Genomic DNA, 25,269 nt, shown 5'->3' on the forward strand with positions numbered 1-25,269 from the left:
AGGCCAATGGACAGACCCTGTGACCTAAAGCCTGTTTACTTAAGCGTGACCTTCGTGGCACCATAGCCAAATTTCTGCTTTTGAGCGTCTTCAAAAAATTTAACGTGCGGATGCTGCCCTAATCGCTTGTGGAGTTCGGTGCGTAGCGATCCACTTCCCACCCCATGAATGAATGTAATATCGCTCATGGCGCTGGCAATGGCATTTTCAAGCGTTTTCTCGAATGTATCGAGTTGCAGCTTCAACAGCTCGGCCGGATTGCGATTGCCCGCTCCCTTTGGCAACAATGTCTCAATGTGCAGATCAACCACTGACGTTGGCCGTTCGATGGATACACCCTCTGTCTCCGATTTAGGCTTGAGCATTTCTGCCTTCAAATCCTCGGGGTGAATTAGTGCCGGTTTGGGCTGGGACGCACGATTGCTGCCTGGTGCCGACGGCTGCGGCTGTTCACTCTCCGCATCCAGCTGCGTAATGAAGCCAGGCAGATTAATCACGGGAACCGTTGTCTTGTTCTTAAAGAAAGTGGTGGCACGGGCTTTGAACCGCTTGATCAGCGGTGGCCGCAACGTCGATTTACCCGCTCTGAACCAAAGTCCCTGGACTACAAATGTCGGCCAGCTTTCGAAGCTGGCATGCAGGTACAGATCGTTCATTTTCTGTTGCGACTTGGGTTTCAATAAGCCGCTATGCAGCCCTCGAAACTGAACCCCACCGCCCGCACCCGCCGATTCTTCGCCCAGCACATAGGCAAGCTCCCAATCGGTATTGTTGATTAGATGGAGCGTGTACTCGCGATCATTGACCGGCAAGAACGCCAGGTAAATTCCTTGATTCGACAGAATGGTCGGGGCCTTGGGCTCTACTGTTTTCTGGGGGGCAAACGTGCTGGTTTTAAGCAGGCGGTCAGCCTCCAGAGGAGAAACGGGAACCAGTTCCGAACGCATTACCGGAATCCGGAACCCGTCTTCAATTTCAATTTCGATCATATCGCCGGGTAAAAAGCGCGATACCACTCCCTGTTCTTTTGCCCGGAGTAACCGGACTTTATCACCGATATTCATACTCGTTAATGGTCAGCCGTGTCAAGTCAATTGTCAAGTAGCTTTGGGGGCCAATGACCCGCCAAAAGTATAACCGATATAAACAAAAATCCCTTTCACTGACGGGCAAATCATTTGAAGAGAAATTTCAACAATCGACTATCTTCTTGGCTATCAACCAATACGCTGGGGCAAACTACCGGCATTAAGGTCGTTATTATCTTTCAGGGCTACCCCCGTCAGTTGCAGACGGAAGGCCGACTGAATGAGATACAGAAGTTTATCAACGGCCATTTCTGGCGATAAACCCTGTTCCCGGATGTTCGAAATACAGTTTCGGCGTTCATCCGTCAGACCAGATTGGGGCGCATATGTGATATAAGCTCCCATACTGTCGAACGAACTCAACCCCGGCCGTTCGCCAATAAAGACAACGGCCAGCCGAGGGCGCAGCATCTCCCCGATGGCATCAGTAATCGCTACCCGGCCCTGCTCGACCACGAATAGGGGCGTTAGCGAATAACCCGCCTGCTGAAGCTTACGGGCCAGCAGGGAAATGACCGGACCCGCATTTTTCATGATGGCCGTTGCGGATAAACCGTCAGCGATGATCAGGCAGACATCGGCCGGAGGGTTGTTAAGTTGCTGTAGGTAATCAATGGAACGGTCGTCGAGCAATCGGCCATAATCAGGTCGTTGCAGATACGTATCCCGACTCTCGGCCCGGCTTTGCAGGATGTGAACAGGCAGGCCAGCATCGGCCAGAGAGGTCTGTAGATCACCCAGATCCAGCTGCGAATATACCGCATCTTTGGCGTGCGCGTGCGCCAGCCTGAAGTGAAGTGATGCCTGAAGCGGCACCGAAACGCCGGTTTTCCCCAGCGCAATCCGGGCTCTGGTATACGCCTTCAGCGGCTCCCATTCATCGGGCTCTATGCCGTTCTTTCTGGATTCGTTCATGCGGGAAGAAGGGCTGCGACTAACTGGTTCTGCGCCCCACCCGACAGCCGGTTTCCGATACCATCCATAATGCCCTGCCGAAGAAGCCACGCTTCAAATTCGGGAGCCGGTCGCAGGCCCAGCACCCGGCGCAGGTAGAGTGCATCGTGGAACGAGGTAGACTGGTAATTAAGCATGATGTCGTCGGCACCGGGAATACCCATGATAAAGTTGATGCCCGCTACCCCTAACAACGTCAGTAGTGTATCCATGTCGTCCTGATCGGCCTGGGCGTGGTTGGTATAGCAAATATCCATGCCCATGGGCAAGCCCATAAGCTTTCCGCAAAAGTGATCTTCGAGTCCGGCCCGAATGATCTGCTTCCCATCGAACAGGTATTCGGGGCCAATGAAGCCAACGACGGAATTGACCAGAAAAGGAGCAAACTTCCGGGCTACAGCATAGGCGCGCACTTCGCACGTTTGCTGGTCGACGTTGTGGTGCCCGCCCGACGAGAGGGCACTCCCCTGCCCCGTCTCGAAATACATCAGGTTGGTACCAATCGTGCCCCGTTTCAGCGACAGGCCCGCTTCGTACGCTTCCTGCAATAGCGACAAAGTAACCCCAAAACTGGCATTCGCCTTTTCGGTACCGGCAATCGACTGAAAGATCAGGTCAACGGGCACCCGCTGCTCAATCAGTTGTAAGGTGGTCGTTATGTGGCTCAAAACGCAGTTCTGGGTTGGCATATCGAGTCGTTCGCGCAGGTTATCCAGCATGTACAGCAGTTGCGCCGTTGCCGCCGGACTATCAGTGGCCGGGTTAATGCCAATCATGGCGTCGCCACTACCGTACAGCAATCCGTCAATAATGCTGGCGGCCACCCCTTTCGCATCGTCGGTTGGGTGATTGGGTTGCAGGCGTACGGATAAATGACCTGACAATCCCTGTGTATTTCTGAATCGGGTGACGACCTCACATTTCTTAGCGACCAAAATCAAGTCCTGATTTCGCATCAGCTTGGATACGGCAGACACCATTTCCGGCAGCAGGCCGGGCGCTATCTGGTGCAACAGGACGGTGCTGGCTTCGTCGCTCAACAGCCAGTCGCGAAGATCTCCGACGGTAAAATGGCTAATGCTCGAAAAGGCCGCTTTATCGTGGGTATCCATAATCAGGCGCGTTACTTCATCGCTTTCGTAGGGAATAACGGCTTCATTCAGAAAGGTCGTCAGCGGCACATCGGCCAAGGCGATCTGGGCGGCCACCCGCTCTTCGTAACGCTCGGCAACCAAGCCCGCCAGCGCATCGCCCGAACGCAGCGGGGTTGCTTTCGCCAACAGTTCCTTCAGGTCCCGGAAGCGGTACGTAAAGTTGCCAATGGTGCATGTGTAGGCCATAAACAAATTTGTGTGTAATACTCGATCCACCGACAATCAAAAAGCTCCGTACGGTTCACAGCTGCGATTTCCAGAACCTACACAGTAACATACAGACCTTTTCCTCAACCCATGTTATTCGGCCGGGCTGGTCACCATTTCCCGTTGCCATTCCTGCTTCACTTTTTGGTACCTGCCCGATACGTAAAATACACCCGATAGGATAACCAGTCCGGTAAAGAATAGAAAACTCAGCCAGCTGTAGAAGTAAATCATGGCTACCAGCGTCACAATGGCCAGCACCAGAGCCAGCGCCGGGAAGTACGGATACAAGGGTGCTTTAAACGAACGGGGTAAGGCAGGTTGTGTTTGCCGGAGCCGAAACAAGGCCAGCATACTGACAATGTAAACGACTACCGCGCCAATCGTGGACAGGATTACCAGTTTACTCGTGTCAAATGAAAGCAACGCGATAATGCCGAAGACGGCACCCGCCATCAGCGCCCAGACCGGAACTTGGCGGGTTTTACTGACCAACGCCAGGCCGTGAGGCAGGTAGCCGCTACGGGCTAGGGCAAAGATTTGACGGGAATAGCTGATGATGATGCCGTGAAAGGAAGCGATCAGGCCAAACAGGCCAACGCTGGCAAAGAATTTGGTCAATGGGTTCTGCCGGCCAAGCACAAGGGCGATGGCTTCGGGCATGGGGTAATCGAGGTGATCCAGGTTTTCCCAGTTTGTAATGCCGCCCACACTAATCATAACTGTGAGGGCCAGAAAAGCCAGCGTCAGCACCGCCGAAATATAACCTTTGGCAATGGCATTTTTCTCTTCTTTCACCTCCTCGGCCACCATTGCCATGCCCTCCAGGCACACAAAAAGCCAGATAGCAAACGGCAGAGCCGCAAAAACACCCGACCAGCCGAAAGGCATCGGGTTGTGCAGAAACGTATCGAGGTGCGTGTGTGGGTACACGACGCCAATAAACAGCAACAGTTCACCGATGGCGATAATGGTCATCACCAGGGAAAACCAGGCCGCTTCTTTGATGCCCAGCAGATTGATCAGCGTGAACACAACGAATGACCCGATCGAGCACCAGACAACAGGAACGCCGGGGTAAAGAAAATGGACGTAGCTGCCCAGCGCCAAAGCAATAGCAGGTGTCGCAAACAGGAACTCAATGAGGGTAGCGTACCCGGCAACCAGCGCCCCAATAGGCCCAAAAGCCTGGAGGGCATAGGCAAACGGGCCTCCGGCGTTCGGAATAGCCGTTGTGAGTTCGGTGAAGCTAAAGATAAACGTAAAGTAGAGTACCGTAATGAACAACGTTGCCAGCAACAGCCCCAACGTACCAGCCACGCCCCAGCCATAGTTCCAGCCGAAATATTCACCGGAAATAACCAGCCCTACACCAATGGCCCATAAATGAATCGGTGTCAAGGCCTTTTTCAGTGCCGGAGTTTCGTTAGCCATCGAGGTTGGTATCGTTTTTTACAAATCCGTACAAATAGGTCAATTCTCTAAAAGTAAAAACAAAAAGCGGTCAGCCAATAAATAGCCGACCGCTTTTAGACAGGTTTTTGCCTGTATTAACCGAAATTACTCAATTTTTCCCACCATATCTTCTGGTTTCACCCACTGGTTGAACTCCTCTTCGGTGAGATAGCCAAGCTGAAGAGCGGTTTCTTTGAGGGTTGACCCATTTTTGTGAGCCGTCTGGGCAATTTCGGCGGCTTTGTAATAACCGATCTTTGTGTTCAGGGCGGTAACGAGCATCAGCGACGAATCGACGTGCTTTTTGATGTTTGCTTCGATGGGTTCGATGCCTTCCGCACACTTGTCGTTGAACGATACACAAACGTCGCCGATGAGCCGGGCCGAATGCAGGAAGTTGAAGATCATGACCGGCTTGAACACGTTCAGTTCGAAGTGACCGCTCATGCCCCCAATGTTAATGGCAACGTCATTGCCCATTACCTGCGCGGCCACCATCGTCATGGCTTCACTCTGGGTCGGGTTTACCTTGCCCGGCATGATCGACGACCCCGGCTCATTATCCGGAATGTGCAGTTCGCCGATTCCCGCGCGCGGGCCGCTCGACAGCATCCGAATATCGTTTCCGATTTTCATCAGGCTGGCGGCTACTGTTTTCAGCGCGCCGTGGGCCTCAACAATCGCGTCGTGGGCAGCCAGGGCTTCAAACTTATTTTCGGCCGTTATAAAAGGCAGACCCGTCACCGAAGCAATGTGTTTCGCGACGTTTTCGGAGTAGTTCGGGGGGGTGTTGATACCGGTTCCTACGGCGGTACCTCCCAGAGCCAGTTCGCTAAGGTGGGCCAGTGTATTGTTGATGGCCCGCAAACCATGATCGAGTTGCGACACGTAGCCCGAAAGCTCCTGCCCCACCGTCAATGGTGTAGCGTCCATGAAGTGCGTCCGACCAATTTTAACGATGTGCATGAACGCCTTCGATTTAGCCGCCAGCGTATCACGCAGCTTGGTGATACCCGGAATGGTCACGTCGACCAGAATTTTATAGGCCGCAATGTGCATGGCCGTCGGAAACGTATCGTTCGACGACTGCGACTTGTTTACGTCGTCGTTGGGGTGCAGGAATTTCTTCTCATCAGCGAGTTGACCGCCCTGCAAAACGTGTCCGCGGTAGGCAATCACCTCGTTTACGTTCATGTTCGACTGCGTACCGGAGCCGGTTTGCCAGACAACGAGGGGAAATTGATCGTCCAGCTTTCCGGCCAGAATTTCGTCGCAGGCCTGACCGATCAGATCGCTTTTTTCCTGCGACAGTCCACCCGCGTCGAGGTTCGTCAGCGCGGCCGCTTTTTTCAGGTACGCAAACGCCCGGATAATTTCGCGGGGCATTTTGTTGATGTCCTGAGCAATTTTGAAGTTTTCGATAGAGCGTTGGGTTTGGGCGCCCCAATAAACATTGGCCGGAACCTGTACCTGACCCATCGTGTCTTTTTCGATGCGGTATTCCATGAATAAAGAGTGAAAGAGTGAAAGAGCAAAAGAGTGACTTAGAAAGGCGACGGGTTTTCGCTCATTCAATCGTTCGCTCTTTCACTCTTTGATATGACTGCAAAGGTAAAACTGAAAAACAATTCTCGCTCGTCGTTTTTCGGTTAAACTAAATTCTCGCGTAGAACGGCCTCCCACCGGCCTTTAGGAAAGATAAATACAGGCGGAATACGTACCGCGGTGATCTAAAATTACCGGGAAATAGTTAGTGTCGAAAGGCCCAAAGCGCTCCTGTATGCCCACGAACAAACTACCTCAAAAAATAGCGGCTCGCCAGCACGAAATAACGGCTGATTTCCTGCGCATTATTGACCGGCATCTGTCCGATATTGTCGACGGTCGCGTGCTGGAGATGTACGAAATCCGGGACATTGCCGATGAAATGCATATTCACCCGACGCACCTGAGCAATACCATCAAACTGGCGACCGGTAAGGCACCCTGCTTCTTTTTCGAGGAAAAGATCATGCATATTGCCCGAGCAATGTTGCAGGCGAATCAACGCTCCATCGCCAACATCGCCACGACCCTTACCTTCGACCCCTCCAATTTTACCAAGTTCTTCAAGCGATTTCAGGGCATGACGCCCAAACAGTATCGGGAATCGGTTTTGCAGGAAGAATGGGCAAAAACTGAACTACTCACCATTTAATCTGAAGCTGTCACCATACTCCGGCGGATTGAAAGCCTCACTTTTGCGCCATCATCCTTAAACACAATACGATGGCAACTGAAAACAAAATTGCGCTGGTGACCGGTGGCAGCCGGGGTTTGGGCAAAAACATGGCCCTTAGGCTGGCCCAGAAAGGCATTGGTGTCGTGCTGACGTACAACAGCAGGCAGGACGAAGCTCAATCAGTGGTCGCTGACATTGAGGCCATTGGTCAGAAAGCAGTGGCCCTGCAACTGAACACCGGCGATGTCCGACGCTTCGACGCCTTTTATGAGCAGCTACAAACCGCACTGCACGACACCTTTGCCACAGATCGCTTCGATTTTCTGATCAACAATGCCGGTACGGCTGCCTATACCTTATTCGCAGATACCACCGAAGAGCAGTTTGATGAGATGGTCAATATCCATTTGAAAGGGGTATTTTTCCTGACGCAAAAAGCCCTGCCCCTGCTCAACGACGGTGGCCGGATCATCAACATTTCGACGGGGCTGGCTCGGTTTGCCAATCCGGGTTCCTCAGCTTACGCCAGCATGAAAGGGGGCGTAGAGGTCTTTACCCGGTACCTGGCCAAAGAGCTGGGCGCCCGGGGAATCGCAGCCAACGTGGTCGCTCCTGGTGCCATCGAAACCGATTTTGGCGGGGGACGCGTGCGCGACAATGCTCAGATCAACAGCCATCTGGCGTCAGTTACGGCGCTGGGCCGCGTCGGCCTGCCGGACGACATCGGCGGGGTAGTTGCCTTTCTGTGCAGCGAGGAAGCCCGGTGGATCAATGCGCAACGAATTGAAGTTTCGGGCGGTATGTTTTTGTAGCAATTACTTGTCTGACTAAGTAAGGATCAATCAGGGTCTGTGCTGATCGGAAAGCCGATTATACAGACCCTGATTGGTTTCCCTGGTTCATGTCCTCACGAACCACTCGTGTGTCAGCCATAATTGCCAGCCGGGTATTTGGCCCGTAAAGACACGGGCTATGGAAACCAACGTACATAACGTTTCAGTCGTTTGTATCTTCAGAGACCGGCTTTCCAAGTTGTATTTCCGTAAATGATTCGTCAGTTTTACAGGATAAGTCTTTACCCAAACTACGTATGGATCAACGCATTATTAATCTCTTCGACGAATACACGCACAAGCCTCTTAAACGGGATGATTTTCTGAAACAACTGGCGAAGCTGACCGGTAGCATGGCGGCTGCCCTAACCGTTCTACCACTTCTGGAGGTCAACTACGCGCACGCCGAAACGGTGGCCCATCAGGACGACCGGATCAAAACCGAGTCGGTTACGTTTCCTGGCTCAGACACCACCATGAAAGGATACCTGGCCCGGCCAACAGCAGCAGGTAAGTACCCTTCCGTTGTCGTCATTCACGAAAACCGGGGGTTAAATCCTCACATTGAAGACATTACGCGCCGGTTAGCCGTTGCCGGCTTCTTGGCGCTGGCCCCCGACGCCTTATCTGCCTCTGGCGGAACACCCAGCGACGAAACCCAGATGCGTGAACTATTCGGCAAACTGGATCCCGGGAAAACTCGGGAAAATTTCGAGAAAGCCCTCGATTACCTCAAAACACGGCCCGAAAGCAACGGGAAAGTCGGGTGCGTAGGTTTTTGCTGGGGGGGTGCCATGGCCAATCAGCTCGCGGTTCACTACCCTGATCTGAAAGCAGCTGTTCCTTTTTATGGCCGCCAGCCGGAAGCTGCCGATGTACCCAGCATAAAAGCCGCCGTACAACTCCATTACGGTGGTCTGGATGAGCGCATTAACGCCGGGATTCCGGCTTACGAAGAAGCCCTCAAAAAAGCAGGCGTTCCTTACGAGCTGTATGTGTACGAAGGGGCGCAGCACGCTTTCAATAACGATACAGCACCCACTCGTTACAATGAAGCCGCAGCCAAACTGGCCTGGGAACGGACAACAAAATTTCTGAAGGCGCGCCTGTCGTAATTACCAGCCATTTAGTAATAAACCCGAACAATTCGACAGGTTTCTGTTTTACTTATCGGCGGCCTCTTCAGCGTCTATGTAGTGGTTAGCTATTGATCAATAAATAGCCATTTCTTTAACGTAGTTCACCAACACAACGCATGAAAATCGGCAAAAAAGAAAACCCGGTAAAAGAGTTGAGTTTCGCCCTGGGAGCGGGCGTATTGGCAGGCATAGCCGGTACCGCAGCCATCACGATTTCTCAGATGATCGAGATGCGCATCACGAAACGGAAATCCAGTACAGCACCCGTCAAAGCGGTCTCCAAAGTTCTTAAACTGAAACCTACCCGAAAAGACGAAAAAGAAGCCGTATCGCAGGAAATTCACTGGACTTACGGCACAGCCTGGGGAATTCCAAGAGGGATTTTGTCTTTAACGGGGGTACAGGGCTGGCCAGCCACGCTTCTGCATTTTGCGGCAATCTGGGCAACCGAACTAACGATGCTTCCGTCGCTCGACGTAGCTCCACCCGTTACAGAGGAAGAGCCAAAGGCAATAGCTATTGATGCCCTTCACCATGCCGTTTATGCCGTTGCCGCCGGACTGGTGTACGACGCCATTGCGGAAAGCGATTGATTGATGAAATTTTCTGCTGTCATTTATTGATAACGCAATTTTTTATCTGTTTTTACTAAAACGATAGTTAAAAAGTTGGCAAAATCAGAAAAATAAAAAATCATGATGGGTTACTTTTTCAATGGTAGCGTATTAAGGGAGTAGAAACATACTAACTACTTTAATTCTACTAACGACATGGCAAAATCTGCATTCTTCCTACTGTCAATGATGGCTCTAGCAACGGCTTGCTCTAGCACAAAAACGGAGTCTACTACATCGGCAACGACAGTGTCAGACAGCGCGTCTACGATGGGTGATTCAACGACTACAATGAGCGACTCTACGTCGACCATGATGAGTGATACAACAAAGAAAGACTCGATCAAGTAGTCGTTCTTTTTCATATTCCGATTAACAAAGAAGCCCCTCTACAGAGGGGCTTCTTTGTTAATCGGGTTGTTAATTCCGGCAAACAGTTAAAGGTGTGGTGAAACCATCAATTTCCGTTTCGACAGCGATCCGGCAAACCAGTTTTTACGCAGGCCCACATAAATACCGGTGGCAGTAGGCAAAAAAGCGCCTTGATCCACTGCCACACTGGTATTTAGTTGGATAGTGCCCAGCATCGGTAATTGAACCGGACCGTTCACCTGAACCAAACCCGAAAACTGATTCAGTGTGCTGGCAAACGGCGCGCTATACGTACCCCTATTTCGGCTGTTCGATGCCTTGAGTAACCAGGTTGTTTGTTTACCAAGGTGGCCGCGCAGACCAATGTGCAGGACGGCTACCCGGTTGTTAATGATGGGTCCGTAAGGAAGATTTGGGCGTATGTCGCCTTCGGGGGTGAGAAACGGGGTTCCGATGGTGTGTGCATGAGTGGTCCACCCATCAATGAACTGAGAATTGTTAAAATAGTCGACCTTTCCCCGGCGCTGCGGATCATCAATAACGAATTGATTGCCGCCCTGATTCGCGGTATACAGGAATTCGATTACCCCACGATCCACGGAAAAGAAGCCATTCCCCCGATGCCTCCGGCGAATACTTAACCCGTTCAAGCCGTCGGCAATGGTAGTCAGGTACCAGATCGCACCGGTATCGTACGGATTTTGCCGATAGACCAGGAACGCACAGTCGCCAATGTTGAATTCGGCCCCTACATCCAGTGATCCCAAATGATTACCCACCCGATTCGTTTCGTCGAACGCTGAAATGTTCCCATCTACGGACAAATCAGAAGAGGGCAGCATGGTTACCACGTACAAGTAAGCTTTCAGACTCGAGGGGAGCTGCCCATTGTTCGATACATTCGTCCCTAAATAGGCCGACTGGCCTCCCCAGACGGCCTGGTGGTTGATCCCCCCGTATAGTCGGAAGGGCCAGGAGGATTTACCCAATCGTACGTAGAGCGAAGCCTGGTGAAGAAAAGTACCCTGAACTTTCCGATTCTCGTTCTCGAACCAGGCATGGCCGTAGATCGCATTGATACTGACAGCGCCTTTGGTGAATCCTATGGGTGCGTATCCCCGTGTGCCCAACTGGATCGTCGGTAAGGGCAGTGCATTGCCCGACATGGCGTAGGCTCCAGAGGTCAGCAGCGTGTCGACGAGCCCTATAATCGTTCGTCTACGACCGATATACAACTCAAGTTGTCGCCAACTGGCTTTTACGTACGCCTGCGGTACGATCACTTGCTTCGTCAACGAACCTCCGTTTCCAACAGCCTCGATACCGTATCCCCAATCAATTTTTCGGGTGGATGAGGCCCGATAGTCAGATGACAGCCCAAGCCGTACCGTACCGAAAGAGCCCGCCAGCGGTACCGTACCATATTGATTAGCCCGTTGCCAGAACGGCACCATCGGCCCCGTAGTCAGTAAGGCACCCACTTCGGTGTACGCCTGCGTGGTTCTGCTTACCGAATCCGATTGAGCTGATGCGTTGTTGAAGGAAGCCAGAAGCGAAAGAAGTAGTAAACAGGCAATATAGTGCATCGACCCTCGGTTGGATTGAGCAAATCTACCTAAACACCCCCTTCCTCAGATTAAAGCGAAATGAAACTACCTGCTGCCAATAAACAGGTAACCACAGCTTGATTTTACTTATTTCGTTAACTTCTCAGCTGCTTTTTCATCAACCATCCAGACCAATTCACCATCGGCGGGCTTGATAACCTGTGACGGATACTTATCAGGGTCGTAGTCCCCTTCAAGTACTTCTTTAAGCGGATCGGCTTTTTTTGGCCCAGCAATCAGAAACGCAACGCAGGAGGCCCGATTCACAATCGGCGCCGTTAACGTTAGCCGATACATATCCTGCTGCGTCAGGAAGTACGCTTTGGTCCAGGCAGTTGCCTCATGGACAACGTCGGTGCCAGGAAATAGCGAAAGTGTGTGCCCATCATCGCCCATACCCAGCAGGACCAGGTCGAACGTAGGGCCGGTGTCGCCGAAGTACTCATGCAGAATTCGGTCGTAGTCAGCGGATGCAGCCTCGGGTTCAAGGTCAGTACGCCAGACATGAATTTGTTCTTCGGGGGTGTAAACGTGCCCAAGCAGGGTATCATACGCCATACCCGCGTTGCTTTGCTCATCGTCGATGGGCACATAGCGTTCGTCGCCCCAGAAAACGTGGAGCTGAAGCCACGGAATCTGATCAACATAAGGTGCCTTAGCCAGCAGTTCATGTAACGCTTTAGGCGTACTTCCTCCCGACAGGGCAATCGTGAAGCGGTCCTGCGTTTTAAGTACTTCTTTAATACGCTTTGTAATAAAATCAGCCGCAGCTTTGGCCAGATCGGCGGGATTCTTTTTTATAATAAGTTGCATAACAGACGGTTCAGCTCTCACTCGGTGTTGTGGGCGAGAGTTTGTTAAACAAAATCCTCACGCATAGGCGTAAATACATCGACCAGTACCCCAGCCTCTTCGCAAACGGCTCCGTGCCAGACATTGGAAGGAATGTAAAACACGTCCCCCGCCCGCACGATGCGCGTTTCCTCGCCAATCATGATCGAAAACGCCCCACTGGCCACATAGCTCATTTGCGTATGAATATGGCTGTGGGGTGCGCCAACGCCACCCGTTTCGAAAGCGACCTTGACCATCATCAGGTTTGGATCGTAGGTCATGATTTTGCGCTTCACACCTTCGGCTACCGATTCCCACGGTAAGCGCTGGTCATCGACGAATAGGCTGGCGAATTGGGACATGGGTTGCAGTATTCAATATCTGAAATCGGTTTGCATCTTTCTGTGGTCTATGGCCCCGTGGTCTGTGTTTCCACGGGCCACGGGAAGACGTAAACGACTAACCCCTACTTCATCATCCAGTGAAAGCCGTCTCGCTCAACCAGTTGCTGGGCGGCTTCGGGACCCCATGAACCAGGTGCATAATTTGGAAAGTCAACAGGTTCGGACTCCCAGGCATCCAGAATCGGCGTAACGACTTTCCAGGCCGCTTCAACCTGATCGGCCCGCATAAACAGCGTTGCATCACCGGTCATGACATCCAGTAAAAGCGTTTCGTAGGCTTCCGGCTCCTGACCCTCATAATCCTCCTTGTAGCTGAACACCATCTCTACCGGATCGATGGCGAGCGTTTGCCCTGGTCGCTTGGCCTGGAACCGTAACCGAATATCCATGGCCGGCTGAATACCGATCGTCAACTGGTTCGAAGCCCAGTTTTCGGTGGCTTCTTCGGGAAAGGCGTAGCTAGGGGCGGGTTTGAACTGAATATTGATGACCGTTGCTTTTTCGGGAAGCGACTTGCCGGTACGCAGGTAAAATGGCACATCCTCCCACCGCCAGTTGTCGACGAATAGTTTAACGGCGGCAAATGTTTCTGTCTTCGAATCGGGCTTGACGCCTTCCTCTTCACGATAGCCAGGAATGGTTTTGCCGTCTTTCTCGCCGGGTCCGTACTGCCCCCGAACGGCCATATCCTTTACCTGCTCAGGCTTGATCCGGCGGATGGCGTTCAGAACATCTACCTTTTTGTTACGAACCTCGTTGGCGTCGAACGAAATAGGCGCTTCGGTCGCCACCATACACAGCATTTGAAGGAGGTGATTCTGGATCATATCCCGCAACGCACCAGACCCTTCGTAATAGCCACCCCGCCCTTCGAGACCGACCGTTTCCGAGGCTGTAATCTGTACATACTCAACATAACGTCGGTTCCAGATTGGTTCGAACAGTGAATTGGCAAATCGCAAGGCTAGTATATTCTGTACCGTTTCTTTCCCTAAATAGTGGTCGATCCGATAGATTTGCTCTTCGGCGAATAGGCCGCCCAGCAGTGTGTTTAGTTCCTGTGCCGTTTTAAGATCGTGGCCGAATGGCTTTTCGACCACAATTCTGACGTGGGATTTATCGCAGCAGAGTTCGAGTTTGCCCAGGTTGGTGGCAATGCCCGGCACCAGTTGGGGCGCTACGGCCAGGTAAAAAACAACGTTGGCCTGACTACCCCATTCCCCTTCTTTCTTGGCAACGAAGTCTGACAGTTTCGAATAGGCGTTTGCGTCACCCGCGTCCATTTGCAGGTAAGAGATGACGTTTGAAAACGACGCCCACGTGTTTTCCAGGTCGTCTTTCCGACGGGAAAACGACTTTACGCCTTCGAGCAACCGCTCCCGGAACGACTCATCGGTATACTCACTTCTTCCCAATCCAACCACCGCAAACTGGTCTGACAGGTAGTTATCGAGCGACAGATTGTACAAGGCAGGGGTCAGTTTGCGAAGATTCAAATCTCCGCTACCGCCAAAAATAAATAAGATCGTTGCCGAGGGGCGCTGATTAGTAGCTGGAATCATAGTCAGTTAGATGGACGGGCTGCAAATTACCGCCAGTCTGTTTTCCGAACAAGTTTACTCCGTTAAGGTTTCATCTTAGCCTACGATTCTGCTACTTTTGGCTGTTGTTTTAATCCCTATTCGTTTACATATGAAAATTGCCATAGGCTCCGATCACGCTGGTTTCCGTTATAAAGAAGCCATTAAACAGTTCCTCACAGGTCTGGGACACGAAGTTATCGATAAGGGTACGTATGCCGAAACGCCCTCTGTCGATTACCCACTTTACATCCGCCCCGTTGCCGAAGCTGTTGCTGCCGGCGATGTTGAGCGGGGGGTGGTACTGGGTGGCTCCGGCAATGGCGAAGCGATAATGGCTAACCGGATTAAAGGGGTGCGCTGCGGCCTGTGCTGGAACGAAGAGTCGGCCCGGCTGTGCCGCCAGCATAACGATGCCAACGTTATATCAATTGGCGAGCGGATGATGAGCGAGGAAACAGCCCTCAATCTGGTTAAAATCTGGCTCGATACCCCCTTCGAAGGCGGTCGACACCAGGCTCGCATTAACGAGCTTGACCGGTAACTGATCAACCCATGACTATCCTCTGGACGTACCTGAAACCGTATCGCTGGCTGGCAGTGCTGGCTCTGGCGTTGGCAGGTACTGCCCAGATACTGGCCCTGGTCGACCCCATTATTTTCGGGAAACTTATTGACGAATACGCGACAAATCCCGGCCGGAAAACCGATTCGGAGAAGATCAATGGGGTGTTGTTTCTGCTGGGACTTGCCGTTGGCGTAGCCGTTTTGTCAAACATCACCAAGGCCTTTCAGGAGTATACCACCCGGCTGGTCGTTCAGAAATTCGGCACCGACATTTTCAATGACGGCCTGAAACAAACGCTCCGGTTATCCTACCAAGAGTTTGGCGACCAGAGTAGTGGAGCTACGCTGTCCATTCTCCAGAAAGTTCGTACTGACACGGAGAAGTTCATCAACGCCTTCGTGAATATCCTGTTTTCGTCGCTGGTCGGCATCGGGTTTCTCATTTGGTACGCCGTCACGAAACACTGGGCCCTGGTACCCGTGTTTCTGATTGGCGTGTTGCTGCTGGGTGGCCTGACGGGTATGCTCAGTACTCAGATCAAAACCACGCAACGGTCGATCAACCGCGAAACAGCCCTGTTGTCGGGCGTTATTACCGAGTCGTTACGCAACATTGAACTGATAAAAAGTCTGGGACTAACGTTTCCGGAAATCAGACGGCTTAAGGTGCAGACCGGGCGCATTTTCGAGCTGGAAATGTTCAAGGTAAAACGGGTTCGGCTGCTTTCGTTCTGGCAAAGCACCACGCTCAACGTGCTCAAGCAATCGGTTCTGTTCACCCTCCTGTGGCTTATTTTCCGTCATGTTTTAAGTACCGGCGAGCTGATTTCCATGCAGTTTATTTCGGTTGCTATTTTCAGCCCGTTGCAGGAGTTAGGCAATATCATTCTGGCGTACCGCGAAGCCGAAGCGGGGTTGCACAGTTTCGAAAAATTGATGCAGAAGCCCATCGAACGAAACCCGGAATCGCCTGTGGTTGTCGGGCCCCTCGAACGACTACGTTTCGATGATGTGGTGTTTCGGCACAACGGCGCGGTTCAGAATGCAATTAACGGGGTTTCTTTCGAAGCCCAGCTGGGCGATACCATTGCTTTTGTGGGGCCATCCGGTTCCGGAAAATCTACTATGGTCAAGCTGCTGGTTGGTCTTTATCGACCCGTCGATGGGGAGATTTACTACAATGACATTTCCACGAAAGATATTCGCTTCAATCCGATGCGTCGACAGATCGGATTCGTTACCCAGGATACGCACCTGTTTGCCGGAACCATCCGCGAAAACCTGTTATTCGTTAAACCCGATGCTACGGAAGCCGAAATGCTCGACGCACTGGACAAAGCGGCCTGCGATCACCTGCTGGCTCGCTCGGCCCACGGGCTCGATACACAAATTGGTGAGGGCGGACTGAAAATGTCTGGGGGCGAAAAACAGCGGCTATCCATTGCCCGGGCCCTGGTCCGGCACCCACGCCTGCTGATTTTCGATGAAGCCACATCGGCACTCGACTCACTAACCGAAGAAGAAATTACCGATACTGTTCGAAGCGTGTCGGCTCTGAATGAACAGATTACCATTCTGATTGCTCACCGACTTTCGACCATTCTGCACGCCAATACCATTTTCGTGCTGGAGAAAGGCAAAGTCATCGAAATGGGTAGTCATGATGCATTGGTTGCCCAAAAGGGACTCTATTATGCCATGTGGCGGCAGCAAATCGGCGAACGCAGAACAAATCTGACCAATGCCGAGCCTTAACTATTACCTGTTTCAACCAGCTTATACATTACCCAAAAAAGAGGCTACGACAAGAGCCCAACAATGGCGGCACAGCTTTTTGCCCGTGCCTTACTGAAAGTCTCCTTATGAACAAGCGTGGTCGGCAGGTCAGCTATTTTCTGTCCAGTCAGTATTTTTCTGATGGGTTACGCACAACGCTGTCCATTCTCCTGCCTTCTTTATTCCTGGCGCAGTTCGGGCAGCTTCAGGCGGGGATGGCCATGTCGCTGGGGGCACTTAATGTCAGCCTGAGCGACGCCCCCGGCCCGGTTATGCACCGGCGCAACGGAATGGCCATCAGCGCCCTGATCAGCTTTTCGGTAACGTTCATAACGGGTTTTGCCCGGATGCATCCGTACGTGTTGGGCGTAGAAATATTCCTGTTCAGTTTTTTCTTTTCCATGTTTGCCATCTACGGCAGTCGCGCCACATCCGTGGGAACGGCGGCCCTGCTCATCATGATTCTGATGATCGACCGACCACTCGACGCCCGGGGTGTCATCCATGAGAGTACGTTGGTATTAGCTGGTAGCGTCTGGTACAGTACCATTAGTTTGATCGCATCGCGCCTGCAGCCGTACCGACTGGCGCAGCAGGCACTGGGGCAATGCATCCATGAGATCGCTAAACTCATGGCCATCAAAGGAGACTTTTACGACACCAGTACCCAACTGGACGATAACTACCGCCGACTGATTGCCCAGCAGGTCGATGTGAGCGAAAAGCAGGATGCCGTGCGGGAAGTCTTGTTCAAAAGTCGACGCATTGTTACGGAAACCACGCGAACAGGCCGGTTGCTGCTTCTGACGTTTGTGGATGTGGTCGATTTATACGAACAGATCATCGCGATGTATTACGACTATTCCGACATTCGCGAGCGTTTTGGCAAATCGGCGGTATTAGATGCTATTTCCCGATCCATCCGGCGCTTATCGGTTGAACTCGATCACATCGGCTTAGCCATTCAGTTGCCCGTCCCGTTTCACAGACCGGTCGACAGTACGCCTGAACTGGAAAACCTGAAACGCAGCATCGACGCACTCAGTGACCAGGATGGCAGTACGCTTGTACTCAAAAAAGTACTGGTTACGTTACGAACGATAAGCCAACGGGTCAGTACGTTACAAAAAAATCTTTCGTCCACGAAAGTGAACCCCGTCGATAACGAGGCCATGGAGTACGGCCGATTTGTTTCCCATCAGGAAATCGACCTGAAGTCGTTCCGGGATAATCTGACCCTTAGTTCGTTAACCTTCCGGTATTCGATACGAGTGGCCATAGCCATGCTGCTGGGCTTTATTATTACCAAACTCCTGCCCTACGGACACCATAGCTACTGGGTGCTGTTGACCATTTCGGTGATTCTGAAACCCGCATTCAGCCTGACCAAGCAACGAAATGTTCAGCGGATCGTTGGCACGCTGGCCGGGGGTATTATTGGTGTGCTCGTGCTCACCTATTTTCCTGACAAGCATGTACAGTTTGGCTTTATGGTCCTGTTTATGCTGGGCACCTACAGCGCGCAGCGGATCAACTACATCGTTATGGTCATTTGTGTAACTCCCTTCGTACTGATTCTTTTCAACTTTCTAGGGGTGAGCTACCTGGGGGTTGCCGAAGAGCGCTTCTTCGATACACTGCTGGGAGGCATTATTGCTCTGACGGCCGGATACGCATTCTTCCCGCAATGGGAGTCCGATCAGTTAGTTAAACCCATGAAGGCCATTTTGCACGCCAACATTCGGTATTTACAGCTATTGCTCGATAGCCTTTCCGGGGGAACGATTAGTTCGGTCGAGTACAAACTGACCCGTAAAGAAGTATACGTAACGTCGGCTAATCTATCAGCGGCTTTTGAACGTATGCTCTCTGAACCGAAGCACAAGCAGCGTAACGAGAAACTTGTTTACGAATTTGTTGTTCTGAACCATATTTTATCGGCCAATATCGCCACCATCACGTCTGCTCAATTAGCGAATCAGCCTGGTTGTTACCCAACGACCCTACAACGACCGATCAAACGGGCCTTATTCAGCCTGACTGAGAGTCTACGACGGTTGGGCACAACGGCCGAAAAACCGATTCAAGATAGCGCGGGAGTACCTCTGCCTGCGTTACCTGTCATGGACAATTCACCAGACCCGCTGTTGAGCGATCAGCTGGCGTTTATTCAACAGGTAAGCAGCGATATTGGGAAACTGGTGGAGCGGGTAGACAAATAAAAAATCCCCGACAGTTTCGCTATCGGGGACTTCTCGTGCATGTTGTAATGAAAACCAAGAATCTGATCGTTTTGTTCCATCATTGAAAAATTACCTGCTAGTTTTTCAACTTATTAATCTTTTTTCTCACGTCAATTTTCACCTCTAAAACCATTAAAACTATGCCCTATCTAGTGCTTGACCTTGAAATGACAGGACCCGAACCCGATTACAATGAAATTATTCAGATTGGCGCGGTTCTGTTCGATGATAACTGGGTCGAGAAAGGTACTTACCTCACCAATGTATACCCCGAAAATAAAGAAGCCTTTTCCTCCTCTTCCGAAAAAATCCATAACCTGTCGCTGGCCGAGTTAGAAGATGCACCCATGATCTACGACGTGCTGCCTGAACTGGAAGAGTGGATTTGTTTACAACTTGCCCTCCGCGTGCCCAAAGGCCAGTTGGACCGAACCCCGTTTTTACGTGACGTGGTCATCTGTGGTCAGAGTGTTATAAACGACATCAATTTCCTCAAAGAGGCCTATCGCTACGAGAAGCTGAAATGGCCCTTCTCCCGCGTACTACTCGATTTGCACACGCTGGCTTACTTTACCTTCCGGGTTTTAAAAGCAAACGGCCAGAAAGTGCCGGATCGCCTGAGTCTTACGGCTATTGCGGGCTATTTTGGTTTCTCCCGGGAGGATGGTTTTCACAATGCGCTCGAAGATGCCGTACTGACAGCCAGGTGTTTGAAAAAAGTCTTTGCCCTGGCCGATGAGATGAAGTTAATAGGCTAAGGCATGCAGATTCGCTTTGCATTCGAGGTAATCCTGGCGTTGTCCATCATTAACATCGGCTTTTTTTCGGCCGGACTCCTCTGGTTTACAAGCGACAATCGGCAGGCCAACCGCTTTCTGGCGGGGCTGATGGCGGCTATCTCGTGCTGGCAAATCGACGGTTTCTTTCGGGTATCGGGCTTGTATACACAAAATGCAGGCCTGTACTTTCTACCCATTTTCTATTCCTTCGCTTTTGGGCCACTTATTTATTTTTACGTCAAGAGTCTGACGAACAGTCACTTTCGACTCAAACGACAGCATTGGCTGCATTTTCTGCCGGTCGCCATTCAGGCACTGCTGTATTTCTTTCTTACCAGTCAGTCTTACGAATATCGAAGCTGGTTTTGGACAACCGTTCATTATCCGATCACATACAGCATCGAGTTTGACGGTACCTGGCTTTCCTTACTCATTTACTTAATTTTATCGTTGCGGCTGCTTCAGAAGTATGGCCATTATGTCCAGGAGAACTTCTCAGAAACCAGCCGACTGACCTTGCGGTGGCTTCGGGCTTTACTCTTTATTTTGGCTGTAGTGTGCGTTCAGTGGGCTGTCGAACTGATCCTGCGCGATATTTTCCATTTGTTTTATCAGTATGATTACTCATACTGGCTACTCTGTTTACTTCTGATTGTCTTGGGTGTAGCGGGTTTGAAGCAGGGTAATTTAGCCAACGTACAATTCAAAAATGATGCCGTTGCTGACCTTTCGCATAACCCGGCTAAACCAGTCATCGATGTCAAGCCAGAGCACATTGAGCGTATTCGGCGGGCGATGGACACCGACAAATTGTACCTCAATCCTACCCTGACCTTAACCGAACTTGCTCAGCACGTCGATCTCAATGCTAAGGTTGTTTCGCAGGTCATCAACGCTGGTATTGGCCAATCGTTCAATGATTTTGTGAACGCCTATCGGGTCAACGAAGTGAAGCAACGGTTGCACTCCAATGACCTGACCCGGCTTACCCTACTGGGTATTGCCCTGGAATCGGGCTTCAATTCAAAAACAACATTTAACCGGATATTTCGTCAGCACACCGGGCAGTCACCGAGCGAGTTTGCCCAGCGTGACTAAGGCCAAATCATCCGTTGGCACGTCCCAATCCTGTTCTGGGACGCTTGGGGCCATTTAGCCTTCCACTTTTGTATCGTTCAAACAAACCAAACCCGTTTCTGCGATGCGTACACTCATTTTTCTTACCGCCCTTGCCACCGGTCTGCTCACTGGCCCGATTGCCACCGCTCAATCCCCAGGTTTGGGTTGGTCTGATAAAAGCCGACTACTACCCGATAAGCTCCGTTCGTTGCCGGTTGGGCTCACGCTCTGGCATACGAATAACCCCTGTGTTCCAACGCTGGAAGGCGATACGTATTACTGGAAGCATGCAACGATGGTTCGCGCCGAAGTAGGCGACCTTGAACTGGTGGAGGCAGGGAGTTTCATCTGGTACGACTCAACGGGCTGGCATTCCAACATAGCATATGACCCCAGTCTGTTCGCCAAAAAATTTAACTGCCCCAGCGGCAAATTAAAAAATGGGCAAACTTATACGTTTGGCAAAAACTGGCGATTTGGTAAACAGGCTTACGGGGGCGATGCCCTTTGGTATGTAATTGCGCGCAATCGCTCGGGGAAATTATATAAAGGCTACGGCCTGATCGAGACTGAAGGTATAGTTAACAAATAGTCATTTTGCTAAACCAGACACGTCAATGAAAACGCTTGCGAATCTTACTGCTGTTTTTGCGTTATTATTCATCTTGTCAACCGCTGTACAAGCTCAGAACCAGTCATTCAGCATTGACCCTGATGCCAGTCGGCTTACCTGGACCGGTTACGCCGAAGTAGGCTCCTGGGCACCCACGGGTACACTTCGGCTGGCCAAAGGCCAACTAACCCAAATGGGTCGACGAATCAGCAGCGCAACGATGACGATGGATATGACTAGTATTCAGCATGAAAACGACCGGTTGCAAAGGCACCTTCTGGATGAAGCTTTTTTCGATACAGCTCGCTTCCCAACGGCCACCTTTGTTCTACGGTCCCTATCCGGAACAACGGCTACGGGACAACTCACGCTGAAAGGTATTACACAACCCATCTCCTTCCCCGTTACCACTAGCCAGGATGGCACCAGTTTGCGCATCAAAGGTCGGGCGCTCATTGACCGGACTCTATTCGGCATTCGGTATAATTCAACAAGTTTTTTTGCTGATTTGGGTGATCAGGCAATCAAAAACGAGTTTTCATTACAATTCGATGTTCTTGCTAAACCAATTGTGCCTACTAAACGAAGTGCTACCCGCTAGATACTAGCCCTAATAAACAAACGGACGCGGGCTGAAGCACAGAACAAAAACGATCAGGGCCAGCCAGCCCAACAGTTGCCGCTTAATAGTCAGTGGTTCTTCAAGTTCCGTCTCGGGATGGTAAATTCCGAGGAACCGCCCCAGTACGAATGCAAACGCCAGAAATCCGGAATACCCCTCCAGATCTGGCTGTACCCAGACAACTACTAATTGGGTAGCTACGACGCTGAGCGTGACGATCAGAGACGTCATTCGGTTTTCGCTAATGCGGGAGAAAGCCAGATATAAAAAGCCGATATACAGGCCAAAATTGCCTAACTCCGAGTAGAAAGCTTCGTCTGTTGGTACCGCAAAATCGCTGGGTTTGAACATACCTAACCCGGCGTAGAAGGCAAAAGCGGTGAACAGGATAGGCGACACCCACTGAAATCGCTTGCGCCCAATGAGGGCGTACATAATGTGTCCACCGTCCAGCTGCCCGATGGGAATGAGATTGAGCGAGGTAAAAAACAGCGCCAGATACCCGGCCATCAGGTACGGGTAGTGGATCATCTCGTACGGATGTGGTACTCGGGCGGGGTCAGCTACGTGGTTTTTGAAGAAGTTGAAGAGCAGGTTATCCCCCAGCTTCAGTGGCGAAACACCTTCCGGCAAGTTCTGGTAGGCGAATCGGCCATAGTCAAGTCCCCATTTCTGGTACTCTGGGTGGATGGTAAAAATAAATTCGGGTGGCGGCAAATGCGTGAAACCGTACCAGAGCACCACCAGCGCCAGGGCAAACCCGGCCAGCGGGCCAGCGATTCCAATATCGAAGTATTTCTGCCGACTATTGATGTAGTCCTGAATTCGGATGAACGCTCCCAGTGTACCGATACTCTGCCCGATGCCAAGCCATAACGGAATGTAGTAAGGTAAAGTAACCCGAACGTGATTGGCTTTGGCCGTAAAATAATGACCAAACTCATGAACGGTCAGTATCGCCAGAAAAGGAATCGAAAAGTTAAACCCATCTACAAACTCCGACCAGCCGAGCGTTTTCATCCCCTCAATCGGAATAAACAAACGCCCAAACATCCACTCGGCTCCCGCCATGGTAGTCGTAATCAGGGTCAGTAAAAAAAGACCTCCGTGAAGGAGGTAGGTACGGGTACGTGGGCTCATGTATGCTGTGGAATGTGGGATATAAGGTATATGATGTATGATGTCTGTACTGACCCTATATCATATATCTTATATCATACACCTGTTAAATAGTCTATTATTGTTGAGGGGGGCTGTACGTGTACGGCCTGAATACCTAACCCGGCAGCAGCCTTGATGTTCGCAGCATTATCGTCAAAGAAAGCAGTCTCTTCGGCAATCAGTCCACCCTCAGCCAGCACATGCTGATAGATTTCGGGCGATGGTTTGGCCAGGCGAACCTCATAGGAATAAAACACCCGTTCGAAAAGCTCCTCCAGTGTTGGCTGACCCATTCCCGTCAGTACACTATTCACTTTACGGATATGAATCGGACTGGTGTTGCTCAGCAGAAACAGGCGGTAACTCGACTTTAGTTGTTTGATCCGCTCGATGCGTTCGATGGGCAAATCGAGGAGAATTGTGTTCCAGGCCGTGTCGATTACTTCATCGGCCCACTGGTCTGATGACCCGGATTCGGAACCCGATTCGCTGGCCCGGCTTTTCAGCAGTGTCCGAACATGAGCCCGGAAAGCCTCGTCATCGATCAGGCCGGTTTCGTATTGCCCAACGATGTCGTGTTGCATCCAGAGCTCCCGCACCTGCTCTTCGGGCAGGTTAGCCAGCATGGCAAAATTCCGGATGGGGGCGGTCAAATCTATCGGGATGATTACATCGCCGAGGTCGAAAATAAGGTTTTTGAGCGTTGATGTATTAAGCATAAACTGCACGTATAGCGTCGGTTCGGGCGGTACGTGAACCGCAAGCCAAAGATAACGTTAGATTTGCAGACAAACGGTGAAACAGAATGGCAAAGTTGATGGTAAAGAACGCTTCGCTTAATCAACAAAGCCGCTGAGACTATCCCAGCGGCTTTGCTTATCTACTTGTTGATGGCCTGATTATTCCAGAACAACACCCATTTCGCAGAACTTATCGATGCGTTGGCTGATGCGTTCCTGCGGATCAATGGCGTTCAGTTGCTCGATAGAATCCAGAATAACTTTCTTCAGTTGGTTTGCCATGGCCTGGTGATCGTTGTGGGCACCACCAAGCGGTTCTTCCACAATTTCATCCACCAGCTTGTTCGCCTGCATATCGCGGGCGGTCAGCTTCATGGCTTCGGCGGCCTGTTCTTTAAAGTCCCAGCTACGCCAGAGAATGGTCGAACAGTTTTCGGGCGAAATAACGGAGTACCAGGTGTTTTCAAGCATCAGCACCTTATCGCCAATGGCAATACCCAGCGCACCGCCCGAGGCACCCTCACCGATGACGACGCAGATAACGGGCACCGTCAGCATGAACATCTCTTTCAGGTTACGGGCAATGGCTTCCCCCTGTCCGCGCTCTTCGGCTTCCAGACCCGGAAACGCACCGGGGGTGTCGATCAGTGTAATAATGGGCTTGTTGAATTTCTCGGCCAGCTTCATCAGGCGAAGCGCTTTCCGATACCCTTCCGGATTCGGCATACCAAAGTTACGGTACTGACGCTGCTTGGTATTCCGCCCTTTTTGTTGCCCGATGATCATCACCGTTTGCCCCCCCAGTTCGCAGAAACCACCGACCATCGCCGGATCGTCGCGCACGGTCCGGTCGCCGTGCAGTTCGATAAACTGATCGCACATGAGCGAAATGTAATCGAGGGTATAGGGGCGATCGGGATGCCGCGACAACTGGACGCGCTGCCAGCGGGTAAGATTCTGAAAAATTTCCCGTCGCAGTTTATCGATGCTCTTTTCCAGCACGTTAACCGCTTCGCTGACGTCTACATTGCTGGTTTGCGCTAATTTCTTAGTTTCCTCCAGCCGCGCTTCCAGGTCGGCGATGGGCTTTTCAAAGTCAAGGTATGTTCTCATGTATAAGAATGACCGGGTCGCCGGTGCGATTATGCCTGATGAATAATACCTGATAAACCGGCCCGTAGCCCTGT

24 protein-coding genes are annotated in these 25,269 nt (G+C 51.4%); 11 read left to right on the forward strand and 13 right to left on the reverse strand.

Going from position 1 to position 25,269, the window contains the following annotated elements; translation table 11 throughout:
* Window positions 1-35: 35 nt before the first annotated feature.
* From ACYU87_RS03525 to fumC, 5 genes are all read right to left on the reverse strand, one after another.
* On the reverse strand, window positions 36-1,064 hold the full coding sequence (locus ACYU87_RS03525; RefSeq protein WP_461132637.1) for a Smr/MutS family protein: 1,029 nt from the start codon (window positions 1,062-1,064) through the stop codon (window positions 36-38).
* Between the two features lie 153 nt (window positions 1,065-1,217).
* Window positions 1,218-2,003, reverse strand: a complete 786-nt coding sequence (gene eutC, locus ACYU87_RS03530) for an ethanolamine ammonia-lyase subunit EutC (RefSeq protein ID WP_461132638.1) — start codon at window positions 2,001-2,003, stop codon at window positions 1,218-1,220.
* Window positions 2,000-3,382, reverse strand: a complete 1,383-nt coding sequence (locus ACYU87_RS03535) for an ethanolamine ammonia-lyase subunit EutB (RefSeq protein ID WP_461132639.1) — start codon at window positions 3,380-3,382, stop codon at window positions 2,000-2,002. Before ACYU87_RS03535 ends, eutC begins: the two co-directional genes overlap by 4 nt.
* Window positions 3,383-3,496: 114 nt before the next feature.
* Window positions 3,497-4,837, reverse strand: coding sequence for an ethanolamine permease (gene eat, locus ACYU87_RS03540; RefSeq protein WP_461132640.1), 1,341 nt, complete (start codon window positions 4,835-4,837; stop codon window positions 3,497-3,499).
* Between the two features lie 126 nt (window positions 4,838-4,963).
* A complete protein-coding gene (fumC, locus tag ACYU87_RS03545; RefSeq protein WP_461132641.1) occupies window positions 4,964-6,364 on the reverse strand; it encodes a class II fumarate hydratase in 1,401 nt (466 codons plus the stop codon).
* Window positions 6,365-6,638: 274 nt separating this feature from the next.
* Between fumC and ACYU87_RS03550 the strand changes: the two genes are divergently transcribed.
* The 4 genes from ACYU87_RS03550 (at window position 6,639) to ACYU87_RS03565 (ending at window position 9,644) form a co-directional block, all read left to right on the forward strand.
* A complete protein-coding gene (locus ACYU87_RS03550) occupies window positions 6,639-7,055 on the forward strand; it encodes a helix-turn-helix domain-containing protein (RefSeq protein ID WP_461132642.1) in 417 nt (138 codons plus the stop codon).
* Between the two features lie 71 nt (window positions 7,056-7,126).
* Entirely contained in the window at window positions 7,127-7,891 is a 765-nt protein-coding gene (locus tag ACYU87_RS03555; RefSeq protein ID WP_461132643.1) for an SDR family NAD(P)-dependent oxidoreductase, read from the forward strand.
* A gap of 278 nt (window positions 7,892-8,169) precedes the next feature.
* Window positions 8,170-9,027: a dienelactone hydrolase family protein gene (locus tag ACYU87_RS03560; RefSeq protein WP_461132644.1), complete on the forward strand. Its 858-nt coding sequence runs from the start codon at window positions 8,170-8,172 to the stop codon at window positions 9,025-9,027.
* 140 nt (window positions 9,028-9,167) lie between these two features.
* Window positions 9,168-9,644: a hypothetical protein gene (locus ACYU87_RS03565; RefSeq protein WP_461132645.1), complete on the forward strand. Its 477-nt coding sequence runs from the start codon at window positions 9,168-9,170 to the stop codon at window positions 9,642-9,644.
* Window positions 9,645-9,799: 155 nt separating this feature from the next.
* Here the strand turns inward: ACYU87_RS03565 and ACYU87_RS03570 are convergent, their stop codons facing one another.
* From ACYU87_RS03570 to zwf, 5 genes are all read right to left on the reverse strand, one after another.
* Window positions 9,800-9,979: a hypothetical protein gene (locus tag ACYU87_RS03570; protein WP_461132646.1), complete on the reverse strand. Its 180-nt coding sequence runs from the start codon at window positions 9,977-9,979 to the stop codon at window positions 9,800-9,802.
* Window positions 9,980-10,102: 123 nt separating this feature from the next.
* On the reverse strand, window positions 10,103-11,623 hold the full coding sequence (locus ACYU87_RS03575) for a capsule assembly Wzi family protein (protein WP_461132647.1): 1,521 nt from the start codon (window positions 11,621-11,623) through the stop codon (window positions 10,103-10,105).
* A gap of 108 nt (window positions 11,624-11,731) precedes the next feature.
* Window positions 11,732-12,457 carry a 6-phosphogluconolactonase gene (gene pgl, locus ACYU87_RS03580; protein WP_461132648.1) on the reverse strand — a complete coding sequence of 242 codons (726 nt, stop codon included), beginning with the start codon at window positions 12,455-12,457 and terminating at the stop codon, window positions 11,732-11,734.
* Window positions 12,458-12,501: 44 nt separating this feature from the next.
* On the reverse strand, window positions 12,502-12,840 hold the full coding sequence (locus ACYU87_RS03585) for a cupin domain-containing protein (RefSeq protein WP_461132649.1): 339 nt from the start codon (window positions 12,838-12,840) through the stop codon (window positions 12,502-12,504).
* Between the two features lie 104 nt (window positions 12,841-12,944).
* Window positions 12,945-14,444, reverse strand: a complete 1,500-nt coding sequence (gene zwf, locus ACYU87_RS03590) for a glucose-6-phosphate dehydrogenase (protein WP_461132650.1) — start codon at window positions 14,442-14,444, stop codon at window positions 12,945-12,947.
* Window positions 14,445-14,574: 130 nt separating this feature from the next.
* Here zwf and rpiB point away from each other — a divergent pair, with 130 nt between their 5' ends.
* From rpiB to ACYU87_RS03625, 7 genes are all read left to right on the forward strand, one after another.
* Window positions 14,575-15,006: a ribose 5-phosphate isomerase B gene (rpiB, locus tag ACYU87_RS03595; RefSeq protein ID WP_461132651.1), complete on the forward strand. Its 432-nt coding sequence runs from the start codon at window positions 14,575-14,577 to the stop codon at window positions 15,004-15,006.
* Window positions 15,007-15,017: 11 nt separating this feature from the next.
* Window positions 15,018-16,784: an ABC transporter ATP-binding protein gene (locus ACYU87_RS03600; protein ID WP_461132652.1), complete on the forward strand. Its 1,767-nt coding sequence runs from the start codon at window positions 15,018-15,020 to the stop codon at window positions 16,782-16,784.
* 107 nt (window positions 16,785-16,891) lie between these two features.
* A complete protein-coding gene (locus ACYU87_RS03605) occupies window positions 16,892-19,027 on the forward strand; it encodes an FUSC family protein (protein WP_461132653.1) in 2,136 nt (711 codons plus the stop codon).
* Window positions 19,028-19,188: 161 nt separating this feature from the next.
* The gene (locus tag ACYU87_RS03610; RefSeq protein WP_461132654.1) at window positions 19,189-19,806 is read left to right on the forward strand and encodes a 3'-5' exonuclease; all 618 of its coding nucleotides are present in this window, start codon (window positions 19,189-19,191) and stop codon (window positions 19,804-19,806) included.
* A gap of 3 nt (window positions 19,807-19,809) precedes the next feature.
* A complete protein-coding gene (locus tag ACYU87_RS03615; RefSeq protein ID WP_461132655.1) occupies window positions 19,810-20,925 on the forward strand; it encodes a helix-turn-helix domain-containing protein in 1,116 nt (371 codons plus the stop codon).
* Between the two features lie 103 nt (window positions 20,926-21,028).
* Window positions 21,029-21,538 carry a hypothetical protein gene (locus ACYU87_RS03620; protein WP_461132656.1) on the forward strand — a complete coding sequence of 170 codons (510 nt, stop codon included), beginning with the start codon at window positions 21,029-21,031 and terminating at the stop codon, window positions 21,536-21,538.
* Between the two features lie 25 nt (window positions 21,539-21,563).
* Window positions 21,564-22,160, forward strand: a complete 597-nt coding sequence (locus tag ACYU87_RS03625) for a YceI family protein (RefSeq protein ID WP_461132657.1) — start codon at window positions 21,564-21,566, stop codon at window positions 22,158-22,160.
* 9 nt (window positions 22,161-22,169) lie between these two features.
* Here the strand turns inward: ACYU87_RS03625 and ACYU87_RS03630 are convergent, their stop codons facing one another.
* The 3 genes from ACYU87_RS03630 to ACYU87_RS03640 all read right to left on the reverse strand — a co-directional run bounded on the left by ACYU87_RS03630 (window position 22,170) and on the right by ACYU87_RS03640 (window position 25,195).
* Complete coding sequence (locus ACYU87_RS03630; RefSeq protein WP_461132658.1) at window positions 22,170-23,321, reverse strand: site-2 protease family protein; 1,152 nt, start codon at window positions 23,319-23,321, stop codon at window positions 22,170-22,172.
* 74 nt (window positions 23,322-23,395) lie between these two features.
* Window positions 23,396-24,061: an HAD family hydrolase gene (locus ACYU87_RS03635; protein WP_461132659.1), complete on the reverse strand. Its 666-nt coding sequence runs from the start codon at window positions 24,059-24,061 to the stop codon at window positions 23,396-23,398.
* Window positions 24,062-24,241: 180 nt separating this feature from the next.
* Entirely contained in the window at window positions 24,242-25,195 is a 954-nt protein-coding gene (locus ACYU87_RS03640; protein ID WP_461132660.1) for an acetyl-CoA carboxylase carboxyltransferase subunit alpha, read from the reverse strand.
* Window positions 25,196-25,269 lie beyond the last annotated feature (74 nt).

The sequence above is a fragment of the Spirosoma lituiforme genome (assembly GCF_054776635.1).

Coding starts and splice junctions, on each gene's coding strand:
- rpiB (WP_461132651.1), top strand. CDS start 14,575: ATGAAAATTGCCATAGGCTCCGATCACGCTGGTTTCCGTTATAAAGAA.
- ACYU87_RS03570 (WP_461132646.1), bottom strand. CDS start 9,979: ATGGTCGACGTAGAGTCGCTCATTGTAGTCGTTGAATCACCCATCGTA.
- ACYU87_RS03600 (WP_461132652.1), top strand. CDS start 15,018: ATGACTATCCTCTGGACGTACCTGAAACCGTATCGCTGGCTGGCAGTG.
- ACYU87_RS03620 (WP_461132656.1), top strand. CDS start 21,029: ATGCGTACACTCATTTTTCTTACCGCCCTTGCCACCGGTCTGCTCACT.
- ACYU87_RS03550 (WP_461132642.1), top strand. CDS start 6,639: ATGCCCACGAACAAACTACCTCAAAAAATAGCGGCTCGCCAGCACGAA.
- ACYU87_RS03635 (WP_461132659.1), bottom strand. CDS start 24,061: ATGCTTAATACATCAACGCTCAAAAACCTTATTTTCGACCTCGGCGAT.
- ACYU87_RS03535 (WP_461132639.1), bottom strand. CDS start 3,382: ATGGCCTACACATGCACCATTGGCAACTTTACGTACCGCTTCCGGGAC.
- ACYU87_RS03560 (WP_461132644.1), top strand. CDS start 8,170: ATGGATCAACGCATTATTAATCTCTTCGACGAATACACGCACAAGCCT.
- pgl (WP_461132648.1), bottom strand. CDS start 12,457: ATGCAACTTATTATAAAAAAGAATCCCGCCGATCTGGCCAAAGCTGCG.
- ACYU87_RS03615 (WP_461132655.1), top strand. CDS start 19,810: ATGCAGATTCGCTTTGCATTCGAGGTAATCCTGGCGTTGTCCATCATT.
- ACYU87_RS03555 (WP_461132643.1), top strand. CDS start 7,127: ATGGCAACTGAAAACAAAATTGCGCTGGTGACCGGTGGCAGCCGGGGT.
- ACYU87_RS03610 (WP_461132654.1), top strand. CDS start 19,189: ATGCCCTATCTAGTGCTTGACCTTGAAATGACAGGACCCGAACCCGAT.
- fumC (WP_461132641.1), bottom strand. CDS start 6,364: ATGGAATACCGCATCGAAAAAGACACGATGGGTCAGGTACAGGTTCCG.
- eat (WP_461132640.1), bottom strand. CDS start 4,837: ATGGCTAACGAAACTCCGGCACTGAAAAAGGCCTTGACACCGATTCAT.
- ACYU87_RS03525 (WP_461132637.1), bottom strand. CDS start 1,064: ATGAATATCGGTGATAAAGTCCGGTTACTCCGGGCAAAAGAACAGGGA.
- ACYU87_RS03625 (WP_461132657.1), top strand. CDS start 21,564: ATGAAAACGCTTGCGAATCTTACTGCTGTTTTTGCGTTATTATTCATC.
- ACYU87_RS03605 (WP_461132653.1), top strand. CDS start 16,892: ATGAACAAGCGTGGTCGGCAGGTCAGCTATTTTCTGTCCAGTCAGTAT.
- ACYU87_RS03630 (WP_461132658.1), bottom strand. CDS start 23,321: ATGAGCCCACGTACCCGTACCTACCTCCTTCACGGAGGTCTTTTTTTA.
- ACYU87_RS03575 (WP_461132647.1), bottom strand. CDS start 11,623: ATGCACTATATTGCCTGTTTACTACTTCTTTCGCTTCTGGCTTCCTTC.
- ACYU87_RS03640 (WP_461132660.1), bottom strand. CDS start 25,195: ATGAGAACATACCTTGACTTTGAAAAGCCCATCGCCGACCTGGAAGCG.
- ACYU87_RS03565 (WP_461132645.1), top strand. CDS start 9,168: ATGAAAATCGGCAAAAAAGAAAACCCGGTAAAAGAGTTGAGTTTCGCC.
- zwf (WP_461132650.1), bottom strand. CDS start 14,444: ATGATTCCAGCTACTAATCAGCGCCCCTCGGCAACGATCTTATTTATT.
- eutC (WP_461132638.1), bottom strand. CDS start 2,003: ATGAACGAATCCAGAAAGAACGGCATAGAGCCCGATGAATGGGAGCCG.
- ACYU87_RS03585 (WP_461132649.1), bottom strand. CDS start 12,840: ATGTCCCAATTCGCCAGCCTATTCGTCGATGACCAGCGCTTACCGTGG.